At 38.3% G+C, this 12,020-nt stretch carries 10 protein-coding genes; 9 read left to right on the plus strand and 1 reads right to left on the minus strand.

All coding sequences use genetic code 11. The features are described from left to right. Positions 1–42 precede the first annotated feature (42 nt). From I6U50_RS05625 to I6U50_RS05645, 5 genes are read left to right on the plus strand one after another with little or no spacing between them, the layout of a single operon-like run. Positions 43–1,059, plus strand: a complete 1,017-nt coding sequence (locus tag I6U50_RS05625) for a homocysteine S-methyltransferase family protein (protein WP_193711619.1) — start codon at positions 43–45, stop codon at positions 1,057–1,059. Beyond that, positions 1,056–3,761: a methionine synthase gene (metH, locus tag I6U50_RS05630; protein ID WP_198638137.1), complete on the plus strand. Its 2,706-nt coding sequence runs from the start codon at positions 1,056–1,058 to the stop codon at positions 3,759–3,761. The genes I6U50_RS05625 and metH overlap by 4 nt, the downstream gene beginning before the upstream one ends. Before the next feature lie 16 nt (positions 3,762–3,777). Next, on the plus strand, positions 3,778–4,734 hold the full coding sequence (gene metF, locus I6U50_RS05635; RefSeq protein WP_198638245.1) for a methylenetetrahydrofolate reductase [NAD(P)H]: 957 nt from the start codon (positions 3,778–3,780) through the stop codon (positions 4,732–4,734). Positions 4,735–4,758: 24 nt separating this feature from the next. Further along, positions 4,759–5,859, plus strand: a complete 1,101-nt coding sequence (locus tag I6U50_RS05640) for an acyloxyacyl hydrolase (RefSeq protein WP_198638138.1) — start codon at positions 4,759–4,761, stop codon at positions 5,857–5,859. Then, on the plus strand, positions 5,856–6,611 hold the full coding sequence (locus tag I6U50_RS05645; RefSeq protein WP_198638139.1) for a head GIN domain-containing protein: 756 nt from the start codon (positions 5,856–5,858) through the stop codon (positions 6,609–6,611). Before I6U50_RS05640 ends, I6U50_RS05645 begins: the two co-directional genes overlap by 4 nt. On the opposite strand, the gene gldA is transcribed toward I6U50_RS05645, so the two are convergent. After that, positions 6,598–7,503: a gliding motility-associated ABC transporter ATP-binding subunit GldA gene (gene gldA, locus I6U50_RS05650; protein ID WP_198638140.1), complete on the minus strand. Its 906-nt coding sequence runs from the start codon at positions 7,501–7,503 to the stop codon at positions 6,598–6,600. The genes I6U50_RS05645 and gldA overlap by 14 nt on opposite strands. A gap of 419 nt (positions 7,504–7,922) precedes the next feature. On the opposite strand from gldA, the gene I6U50_RS05655 reads away from it, so the two are divergent. The 4 genes from I6U50_RS05655 to I6U50_RS05670 are packed head-to-tail and all read left to right on the plus strand — an operon-like array spanning position 7,923 to position 11,847. Next, positions 7,923–8,747 carry a prephenate dehydratase gene (locus I6U50_RS05655; RefSeq protein WP_198638141.1) on the plus strand — a complete coding sequence of 275 codons (825 nt, stop codon included), beginning with the start codon at positions 7,923–7,925 and terminating at the stop codon, positions 8,745–8,747. Beyond that, positions 8,747–9,895: a pyridoxal phosphate-dependent aminotransferase gene (locus I6U50_RS05660; protein ID WP_198638142.1), complete on the plus strand. Its 1,149-nt coding sequence runs from the start codon at positions 8,747–8,749 to the stop codon at positions 9,893–9,895. The genes I6U50_RS05655 and I6U50_RS05660 overlap by 1 nt, the downstream gene beginning before the upstream one ends. Next, positions 9,892–10,740, plus strand: coding sequence for a prephenate dehydrogenase (locus I6U50_RS05665; protein ID WP_198638143.1), 849 nt, complete (start codon positions 9,892–9,894; stop codon positions 10,738–10,740). The genes I6U50_RS05660 and I6U50_RS05665 overlap by 4 nt, the downstream gene beginning before the upstream one ends. 24 nt (positions 10,741–10,764) lie before the next feature. Further along, positions 10,765–11,847, plus strand: a complete 1,083-nt coding sequence (locus tag I6U50_RS05670) for a bifunctional 3-deoxy-7-phosphoheptulonate synthase/chorismate mutase type II (RefSeq protein WP_193711611.1) — start codon at positions 10,765–10,767, stop codon at positions 11,845–11,847. The last annotated feature ends 173 nt before the right edge of the window (positions 11,848–12,020 follow it).

The raw sequence follows: 12,020 nt of genomic DNA on the forward strand, positions 1-12,020 counted from the left end.
TTTCCCGCTTCTTTTTTTGATAGTGATTTTAGATAAAATTATATGTCAGGATTAGAAGAACAACTTCAAAAAAAAATACTTGTTTTAGACGGTGCCATGGGGACTATGCTTCAGGAATATAAATTTTCTGAAGAAGACTTTCGTGGAGAACGTTTTAAAGATTGGCCTGCGCCTTTACAGGGTAATAACGACTTGTTATCTATTACGCAGCCAAAGGCAATTGCTACCATTCATCGCAAATATTTTGAGGCCGGTGCAGATATAGTAGAAACAAATACGTTTTCTGCTACTACCATAGCAATGGCCGACTATGAGATGGAAGAACTGGTAGATGAACTCAATTATGAGTCGGCTAGACTTGCCAAAGAGGTGGCGGTAGAATTAACAAAGAAAAACCCCGAAAAGCCTCGTTTTGTAGCGGGAGCTATGGGCCCTACCAATAAAACAGCCAGTATGAGCCCCGATGTAAACGATCCCGGGTTTAGGGCAATTTCTTTTGAGGAATTACGACTGGCCTATAGGCAACAAGCCAAAGCTTTAATAAAAGGAGGCGTAGATATTCTTTTGTTAGAAACCGTTTTTGATACTTTAAACGCTAAAGCTGCCCTTTTTGCCATAGATGAACTTAAAGAAGAGTTGGCTTTAGATATTCCTGTAATGGTAAGTGGCACAATTACCGATGCTTCGGGCCGTACCTTATCTGGGCAAACCGCTGAAGCTTTTCTTATTTCGGTTTCCCATATTCCATTGGTAAGTATTGGTTTTAACTGTGCATTAGGTGCTAAACAATTAACGCCACACCTGGAAGTTTTAAATCGTTTTGCGAGTTCAGGGGTTTCAGCCTATCCAAATGCCGGTTTACCAAATGCTTTTGGAGAATATGACCAGGACGCCGAAGAAATGGCGGCTGAGATCAAAGAATATCTGGAAAAAGGATTGGTGAATATTTTAGGTGGCTGCTGCGGTACCACACCAAAACATATAAAAGCTATTGCCGATATCACCAAAGATTATAAGCCACGTAAAATAGTGACCCCTAAGTTTTCTACTGTATTATGATAGCAACTGAGAATAAAGAAAAGGATATGGAGATTAGGCCCTTAAAACTATCTGGGCTGGAACCTTTGGTAATAACGCCCGACAGTAATTTTGTAAACGTGGGGGAGCGTACCAACGTTGCGGGTTCTAAAAGATTTCTACGATTAATAAAAGAAGAGAAGTTTGAGGAAGCCCTGGAAGTTGCCAGGGATCAGGTAGACGGTGGTGCGCAGATTATAGATATCAATATGGATGATGGTCTTATTGATGGAAAAGAAGCTATGGTGAAATTCCTAAACCTAATTGTAGCCGAGCCCGATATTGCCCGCGTACCTATTATGATAGATAGTTCTAAGTGGGACATTATAGAAGCCGGTTTACAGGTAGTACAGGGAAAATGTGTGGTAAACTCTATTAGCCTTAAAGAAGGAGAAGCAGAATTTATTGAGCACGCCAAAAAGATTAAACGTTACGGGGCGGCGGTAATTGTTATGGCATTTGATGAAGTTGGACAGGCCGATAATTATGAGCGTAGAATTGAAATTGCCCAACGTTCTTATGATATTTTGGTGAATCAGGTGAAATTTCCTCCGGAGGATATCATTTTTGACCTGAATATATTTCCCGTGGGAACGGGGATGGACGAGCATAAAAAAAATGCGATAGATTTTATTGAGGGAACCCGGTGGGTAAAAGAAAACCTTCCGCATTGCAGTGTTAGCGGAGGAGTAAGTAATGTCTCGTTTTCTTTTCGCGGAAATAATCCGGTGCGGGAAGCCATGCACTCAGTGTTTTTGTATTATGCCATTAAGGCCGGAATGAATATTGGGATTGTAAACCCGGCCCTTCTGGAAGTTTACGATAATATTCCCAAAGACCTTCTGGAACATGTAGAAGATGTAATTTTAGATAGAAGGGAAGATGCCACCGAACGTTTGCTGGAGTTTGCCGAAACTGTAGTGGGTTCAAAAAAAGAGAGTAAAGTAGATCTCTCCTGGAGGGAAAATCCGCTTCAGGATAGAATTACCCATGCTTTGGTAAAAGGTATAGATACCTATATCCTGGAAGATATAGAGCAAGCCCGCCAGGAAGCAAGCAAACCAATTGAGGTGATAGAAGGCCATTTAATGATTGGAATGAATGTGGTAGGTGATCTCTTTGGAAGTGGAAAAATGTTTCTGCCACAGGTAGTGAAATCTGCCAGGGTGATGAAAAAAGCAGTAGCCTACCTTCTTCCATATATTGAAGCCGATAAGTCTAATAAGCGCTCTTCGGCCGGGAAAGTCCTTATGGCTACGGTTAAAGGAGATGTACACGATATTGGAAAAAATATTGTTAGCGTAGTATTGGGCTGTAACAATTACGAAATTATAGACCTGGGGGTGATGGTACCTCCCGAGAAGATTATAGATACTGCAAAAGCAGAAAATGTAGATGCCATTGGTTTAAGTGGATTAATTACGCCTTCCTTAGATGAGATGGTTTTTTTAGCTAAAGAAATGCAGCGGCAAAATTTTGATGTGCCCTTGCTTATTGGGGGTGCTACTACCTCTAAAGCTCATACCGCAGTAAAGATAGATCCGCAGTATAAAAATGCCGTTGCCCACGTAAACGATGCATCGCGGGCAGTAACAGTGGTGGGAGATCTTTTAAAAGAGGAAACACGAATAAAATATATGAGCGATCTTAAGGCTGAATATGATAAATTCAGGCAGAGCTTTAAGAAACGAAGTAAAGTGAAATCTTTTTTATCTATAGAGGAAGCCAGGGAAAACAGGTACAGTATAGATTGGGAGAATACGCAAATTACCAAACCCAATAACCCTGGAATTCACCAAATAGATCATTTCGACTTAAAAGAACTTGAAGCTTTTATAGATTGGAGCCCATTTTTTAGAAGCTGGGATTTACACGGTCGCTATCCAGATATTTTAGAGGATAAAGTAGTAGGTGAGCAAGCTACTTCTTTGTTTAAAGATGCTCAGGTATTGCTAAAAAGAATTCTGGATGAAAAATTGCTGAAAGCGAAAGCTGTGTATGGGCTTTTTCCGGCAAATACCATAAATAGCGATGATATTGAAGTTCGTTATGAGGAAAATTCCGAAGAAAAAACGATTCTTTTTAGAAGCCTACGACAACAGTTAAAAAAGCACGGGGGGAAGCCAAATTTTGCCCTGGCAGATTTTATAGCACCAAAAGAAACAGGAATCCAGGATTATATAGGCTGTTTTTGTGTGACTACCGGTTTTGGAACGGCAGAGCTAGCTAAAAAATTTGAGGAAGATCTTGACGATTATAATTCTATTATGATCAAAGCCCTGGCCGATAGGCTGGCTGAAGCTTTTGCAGAATATTTACATAAAAAAATAAGGCGTGAAGACTGGGGCTATGCGCCCGAAGAGAATTTAAGCAACGAAGAATTAATAAAAGAAACTTATAAGGGGATTCGGCCTGCGCCAGGTTATCCTGCCTGTCCAGATCATTTAGAAAAATTGAGTATTTGGGAAATTTTGAAGGTTAAAGAGCGAATTGGGGTTAAACTAACCGAAAGTTTGGCCATGTGGCCGGCCGCGAGCGTAAGCGGTTATTATTTTGCCAATCCGGAAGCTCGATATTTTGGCCTGGGAAAAATTAAGGACGACCAGGTGAAAGACTTTGCCGAAAGAAAAGGAATCCCATTGAAACAAGCCGAGAAGTGGCTAAACCCAAATATTGCAGATTAAAAATAATAGCGATACCATGAAGATTACCGAACATATAGAAAATGCCAAAGGGGAAACTTTGTTTTCTTTTGAAATTGTTCCTCCACAAAAAGGAAAAAATATTCAGGATTTATACGATAATATAGATCCGTTAATGGAGTTTAATCCTCCGTTTATAGATGTCACTACCTCCAGGGAAGAATACCTGTATATTAAGAAAAAGAATGGTTTATTGGAGCGAAAAATAACGCGTATGCGTCCCGGTACGGTAGGTATATGTGCCGCATTAAAGCAAAGATATCAGGTAGATACCATTCCGCATGTTCTTTGCGGTGGTTTTACACGAGAGGAGACCGAGTATTTGTTGGTAGATTGCCATTATTTGGGGATAGATAACGTAATGGCCTTACGTGGTGATGCTATGAAACACCAACGTTATTTTGAGCCAACCAATGGTGGAAACTGTTATGCCAGCGATCTGGTTACCCAAATTAAAAACCTGGGCGTGGGGAAGTATCTTAACGAAGTAATAGAATCAGATAACAATGCCGATTTTTGTGTAGGTGTGGCCGGCTATCCGGAAAAACATTTGGAGTCGCCTTCATTAACTACCGATTTAAAGTGGCTGAAAGCAAAAGTAGACGCCGGTGCCGATTATGTGGTTACCCAAATGTTTTTTAATAATCAGGCCTATTTCGATTTTGTAGAGAAAGCCAGGGAAGCCGGGATAAATGTGCCAATAATTCCTGGGATAAAGCCTATCGCCGTTAAAAAACATTTACAATTATTACCGCAGGTTTTTAGCATAGATTTACCCGAGGAGTTGATAGCGGCTGTTGAAGCTTGTAAGGATAATAAAGAGGTGAGAGAAGTTGGTATTGAATGGGCCATAGCGCAATCTCGCGAACTAAAAGCGGCGGGAGTGCCGGTTTTACATTATTACTCTATGGGAAAAAGCAGTAATATTCAAAAAATAGCAGAAGCTGTTTTTTAAAATATTAGGCTACATTTGTGGGGCATGAAGAAAATTACAGCCCTATTTTTTCTTATAAATTTATATAATGCTTCTGCCCAGGAATTCGGGCAGAAACATTATTCTTTTGATGCCAGCTATTTTTACGGAACTATAGCTGAACATAATCCTGATATCTCCCATTTAATCACCGGGCATCCTACCGGGCTTATTCTTGGTTTTAATAAAAAAAGTTTCGGTTTTAAAGATTGGGAAAAACGTTATAATTATCCCGATGTTGGGGTTTCCCTTACCTATCAGGATATGAAAAATCCTAATTTGGGTGAAAATTATGGCTTGTATGCCCATATGAATTTTTACCTCTTCAAAAGAAACTTGATGTTTAGAATAGGCCAGGGCCTTGCCTATGCCTCTAACCCATACCATCCCGATAAAAATTACAGGAATAATGCCTATGGTTCACGTTTGCTAAGTTCTACCTATCTTATGGTAAACTATAGAAAGGAGAATATATTTGAAGGCCTGGGTTTTCAAGGCGGGCTTTCTTTAATTCATTATTCCAATGCCGATTTTAAATCGCCTAATGCCAGTACAAACACTATTACATTTAACCTGGGGATAAACTATGTACTAAATCACCAGAATTTACCCGATTATATTCCCAGGGGGGCAAAAGAAAAATATACAGAACCCATTCATTTTAATTTTGCTTTGCGAAGCGGTGTAAATACTATGGGAATTATAGGTTCTAAACAGTATCCGTTTTTAACCTTTTCGGCCTATGTAGATAAGGTACTTAACCATAAAAGTACCCTTCAGGCCGGAACCGAAGTTTTCTTCTCAAAAGCAATGGCAGAGCGTATAAAATACCAGTCGATAGCTTTTCCTTTAGGCGATACCACTGGAGATGAAGATTCTAAACGGGTGGGTGTTTTTGTAGGTCACCAGTTAAATTTTGATAAACTATCGGTAATTACGCATTTGGGCTATTATGCCTATTACCCCTACGAGCATTTTGTAGATCAGTTATATAACCGCATTGGTTTACAAAGAAAACTTACCGAAGATTTATGGGCTTCACTAACAGTTAGATCGCATTATGCCAACGCAGAAGCTGTAGAACTTTCTATAGGATATCGCTTATGAAAAAACAGGTTTTAGGAATATCGATCTTACTTTTTATCTTTTTAGGATGTAATGCTGAAGATGCGCCTACCTGTATAAAAACTTCAGGTAAGATTATTGCTGAAGAGTTTGTTGTAGATGCTTTCGAGGAAATTATAGTTTATGAACGGGTAAAGCTCTTCCTTGAACAAGGTGATGAATATAAAGTGAAGATTGAAACCGGTGAAAATTTAAAGGAAAAAGTATATGCTGAAGTAGAAAACAATAGGCTTCAGCTTAGAAACGAAAACTCCTGTAATCTTTTTCGGGATTATGAAATCACTAAAATTTATGTAACTACACCTACTTTAAATTGGTTACAGAATAGTAGTGGAAGCAGTATAGAAAGCATGGGAACTTTAAAATTCCCTGAACTTTGGTTGCGTTCTTTTAACCAGGAGGAAGATCCCAATATTCATACAAATGGCGATTTTATTTTAGATTTGGAGGTTGAGAACCTAAGAATTACCAACGATAATATTTCTAATTATTTCCTTAGCGGAAAAGCTACCAATGTTAACCTGTTTTTTGCCAATGGGGACGGTAGGTTGGAAGCCGGTGATTTAACTGTACAGCATTATGATGTGTTGCACCGCGGTACCAACAAGTTAATTGTGAATCCGCAGCAATCTTTAAAGGGAGTTATTTTTGGATTTGGTGATATTATATCAAAAAATCTTCCGCCCATAGTAGATGTTGAACAGCACTATACCGGAAGACTTATTTTTGAGTAAGTTCAGCAAATAAGCTTTCTAAGTTTTTTGTCTTTTGATTTAACTGCAATGCTTTTAACCCATTATTGTGTGCAAAATCAAATACAGCCGGGCGCATGTCTTTTTTAGTATCAAATGTAAGTTCGTGGGCAAATCCGCCTACGTTTTTTGCAGACTTTAGATGGGGTAGTCTTTGTAATGCAATGTTTTCTATCCGGTAATCAAACTCTACGAAAATAACCTGTTCATTTTCTTCCCGTAAGTCTTTTAAGTTTTTGTCGGCTACCACTTCACCTTTGTTAATAATAATTACACGGTCGCAAACAGCTTCTACTTCCTGCATAATGTGAGTAGATAGAAATATGGTTTTGCCTGTTTTTTCTTTTCCAATTTGTTTAATAAGTGTTCTAATTTCTACTAATTGGTTAGGGTCTAGACCTGTAGTTGGTTCGTCCAGGATTAAAACCTGGGGATCGTGTAGCAAAGCTGTTGCCAGGCCAACCCGTTGCCTGTATCCTTTAGAGAGCTGTGCTATCTTTTTGTTGGCTTCCGGTTTTAGCCCGGTAAGTTCAATCACTTCTTCAACTCGGGATTTATTTATCTTGTAGATTCTGGCATTAAATTCTAAGTATTCCCGCACATACATTTCTGTATATAAAGGATTATGTTCGGGGAGGTAGCCTATTTGCTGCTGAATTTTATGTAAATCGTCTTCAAGGGAAATTCCATTTATTTTAGCCGTGCCTGCCGATGGGCTTAAATAACCGGTTAAGATTTTCATTAAAGTAGATTTTCCGGCGCCGTTGGGTCCCAAAAAACCAACAATTTCTCCTTTATTCAGCTTAAAAGAAACAGCATCCAGCGCTTTTTGTTCGTTATAAAACTTTGAGATTTCCTGAACATGAATAGACATAACAAGCTTTTTTTCAAAAGTAAGGATTTTTAAATCACCTAAAACAGTCAAAATTAGTCTGCCGCTTGTGGTAACCTATAAAGGGCTTTGTAGATTTCGGAATTGCAGGTAATCTTATCAAAGTCTTATTGCAAATCTTTCGATTTATTTGTGGAAAAAAAATTAAGTCTATAAAAAGCTTTGTAAACTTAAAAAAAACTTGAGAAAAGATTTTTCGTTAAAGAATTATATTCTACTTTAGCCGCATAACAAAGAAACAATGAATCACGCATTTAACTGGAACGCATTTTATTTTTTTTATTTCTATTTCAGAGATAGGAACGGGAATGCTATGTAGTTAAGTAAGAAATTATATAAAAAAGTCCCGATAAATATCGGGGCTTTTTTTTTACACAATTTTGAGATTTAATTAAAGATTAATGGATAAAATTATCGCAATACAGGGAGTGCAGGGCTCATTCCACCATTTGGTAGCCCAGGAATATTACCATAAAGAGGTTGAGGTTTTAGAATGTATGTCTTTTGCAGAACTTACTAAAAGCCTGGTGACCGGTGTAGCTAAAGAGGGAGTAATGGCCATAGAAAATTCTATTGCGGGTTCAATTTTACCAAATTATGCACTTATAGATGAGAATAACTTAAAAGTGGTTGGCGAGCATTATATTCCCATAGACATGAATTTTATGGCAATGCCGGGACAAAAAATAGAGAATATTAAAAAAGTCTATTCACATCCCATGGCACTTTTACAGTGTAAGGAATTTTTTAAAAAGTATCCGCATATTAAACTTATTGAAGATGCAGATACTGCTGAAGTGGCACGAAGAATCTCAGAAAAGGGAAGCACAAAAGTCGCTGCGGTAGCCAGTAAGGCAGCAGCCCGGTTGTTTGGGTTGGATATTTTGGCTGAAAGTATTCATACCAAAAAAAGCAATGCAACGCGTTTTTTGATTTTAAGCACAAAAAAGAAAGAGCCTAATGGCGATAAAATAGATAAAGCATCTTTAAAATTTGAATTGGAAAGTAAACGAGGCAGCCTGGTTTCGGTACTAAATATTTTAAGGGATTTTAATCTGGATATGACCAAGATCCAGAGTATGCCTATTATAGAATTTCCCTGGAAATATTCATTTTTTATAGATGTAATCTTTGAAGATTATATAGAATTTAAAAAGGCTATGGATATTTTGGAAGTGATGACCGAGCGATTAACAATTTTAGGAACCTACAAAAATAGTTTGTAATGATAGAGCAGGCCAAGAGATTAGATAGTGTAAAGGAGTACTACTTTTCTTCAAAGTTAAGAGAGGTGCGTGCTATGGCGGCTGCCGGGAAAGATATTATTAACCTGGGTATTGGTAGTCCAGATTTGGCACCACCCCAACAGGTGATTTCGGCTTTAAATGAGGCACTGGTAAATACCGGTGCACATCAATATCAGCCTTATAAAGGTACCGCCGATTTTAGAAATGCCATAGCTGAATTTTATCAAAATTATTATCAGGTTTCACTTGATGCCGAAACTGAGATCCTTCCGCTTATGGGAAGTAAAGAGGGAATTACCCATATTTCCCTGGCCTTTTTAAACGAGGGCGATGAAGTACTTATTCCAAACCCTGGGTATCCAACCTATTCCTCGGTTACCGAACTGGTAGGTGCCAAGGCTGTTTACTACAATTTGAATGCTGAAGGAAACTGGTTGCCAAATTTGGAAGAACTGGCCAAAAAAGATTTAAGCAAAGTAAAATTAATGTGGGTTAACTATCCGCATATGCCTACCGGTGCTTCTGCAAGCGAAAGTTTATTTGAAGAACTTGTAACTTTTGCTAAAACCCATAATATTTTAATTGTAAACGACAATCCTTATAGTTTTATCTTAAACGAGCACCCAAAAAGTATTTTAGAAGCTGAAGGGGCCAGGGAAGTGGTTTTAGAGCTTAATTCGTTGAGCAAGACTTTTAATATGGCCGGCTGGCGAATAGGAATGCTTTGTGGCAGCGAAAGAAATTTGAATACAGTTTTAAAAGTTAAAACCAATATGGATAGCGGTATGTTTTATCCGCTTCAGGCCGGTGCAGCAGCAGCTTTACGTTTAAATAAAGATTGGTTTTCTGAACAGAATAAAATTTATCAAAGTCGGAAAGAAAAAGTTTTGGAGCTGGCGGAAGCTTTAGAGTGTGAACCCGAAAAAGATCAAACAGGAATGTTTGTTTGGGCAAAGGTTCCGAAGGGAACAAACGCCGAATCTTTTGTAGATTTTCTGCTAAATAAATACCACATTTTTACTGCACCGGGTTTTATTTTTGGTAGTAATGGCGAAGCCTATATTAGGTTTTCCCTTTGTGCTTCCGAAGAAAATATAGAACGCGCTATAAAAAGGATAAAACAATGAAGGTTCAAATTATAGGAATAGGCCTTATAGGCGGTTCGTTTGCCATAGATATTAAATCGGCTTTTCCAGAAGCCGAAATTTATGGTAGTGACGCCGATGCCAAAAACCTTAAAAAGGCGAAAACCCTTGGGATTATAGATCATATTGCAAAAATAGAAGATACGCCGCAAGCCGATGTAGTTTTGGTAGCAGTGCCGGTAGATGCTGCTACTAATGTAGTAAGCCGGGTTTTGGATTTAGTGGGTGATAATACCCTGGTTTTTGATGCAGGTTCTACTAAAGCAGGGCTTTGTAAGGAAATTGCCAATCATAAGAATAGGAGGAATTTTTTGGCAGCTCACCCTATTGCGGGTACAGAATTTTCTGGCCCGGAGGCAGCAATTGCTAATCTTTACAGAAAAAAGACCAATATTATATGCGAGGTAGAGAAAACAGCTTTTAAGCTTCAGGAACGGGCACTCGATATTTTTCAGAAATTGGGAATGCGCATTAGGTACATGGATCCTGTGTCTCACGATAGGCATATAGCTTATGTTTCACATTTATCGCACATAAGTTCATTTATGTTGGGTAAAACAGTATTGGAAAAAGAACGTAATGAGCGGGATATATTTGATTTGGCGGGTAGCGGATTTGCCTCTACGGTAAGACTGGCAAAAAGTTCCCCCGCAATGTGGTCGCCCATATTCAGGGAAAATAAAAGCAATGTTCTGGAGACTTTAACCGAGTATATCAATAATCTTACACATTTTAGGGATTTGCTTGAAAATGATGATTTTCAGGAGGTGTATAACGAGATGCAACGCACCAATCATATTAAATCAATTTTAAACGGAATAAACTAATAAATCATAACTAAATTTTAAATTATGGAAAACAAGAAAGAATTAAGAGGCTGGCTAGACGCTTTCGGATTAGAACATCCGTTAGTAATTGCAGGACCCTGTAGTGCAGAGACCGAAGAGCAGGTTTTAAACATCGCACACCAATTAAAAGATACTGATGCTACCGTATTACGTGCCGGAATATGGAAGCCCAGAACCAGACCGGGAAACTTTGAAGGTGTGGGAGCTTTAGGCTTAAAATGGTTGAAAAAAGCAAAGGAAGAAACCGGCATGTTAACTTCAACTGAGGTAGCAAACCCACATCATGTAGATCTTGCTTTAGAAAATGATGTAGATATTCTTTGGATAGGCGCAAGAACAACGGTTTCTCCTTTTATTGTACAGGAAATTGCTGAAGCGCTAAAAGGCACCGATAAAACCGTATTGGTGAAAAACCCTGTAAACCCAGACCTTTCTCTTTGGTTGGGAGCAGTTGAAAGATTGTATACCCAGGACATTAAGAATTTAGGAGTTATTCACCGTGGATTTTCTGCTTACGAAAAAACCAAATATAGAAATAACCCGGAATGGCAAATAGCAATTGAACTTCAGAATAAATTTCCAGATCTACCGTTAATTTTAGATCCTTCGCATATTGCAGGACGTAGAGATATTATTTTTGATCTTTGCCAAACGGCACTTGATCTTAATTACGACGGAATTATGGTTGAAACCCACCATACGCCAGACGATGCCTGGAGTGATGCTGCACAACAAATTACCCCTGCAACACTTATTCAAATTATGAAAGACTTGCAGATTAGAAAAGAAATTTCTGAAAGTGAAGAGTTTCAAAATAAACTAGGCACTTTAAGAGCTAAAATTGATGTGGCCGATAACCAGTTAATTGAACTACTTTCAAAAAGAATGAAGATTTCTGATGAAATTGGCCAGGTTAAAAAAGCCCAAAACGTTTCTGTATTACAAACCAAAAGATGGAATGAAATTCTTGGAAAAATGGTGCTTGAAGGAGAGCAACACGGTTTGAGCGAAGAATTTATCTTAAGGTTATTTAAAGCTGTTCACCAGGAATCTATTAATCACCAGGAGAAAATCATGAAATCTTAGAATCTTGTTTTCCATGATTTTTGGTTTAAAAGCAAATAGTAAAAACTGCTTTTGCTATTTTAGCAAAGTGGCTGTTTGAAGGTTGACTTATGGACGTCATCCTGAAGTTGTTTCAGGATCTAAATTGTTAAGATATTAGAAGCTGAAGCAAGTTCAGTTTGACGAAAATTAGA

This window comes from Salegentibacter maritimus (genome assembly GCF_016236975.1).
Lineage (GTDB): Bacteria > Bacteroidota > Bacteroidia > Flavobacteriales > Flavobacteriaceae > Salegentibacter > Salegentibacter maritimus.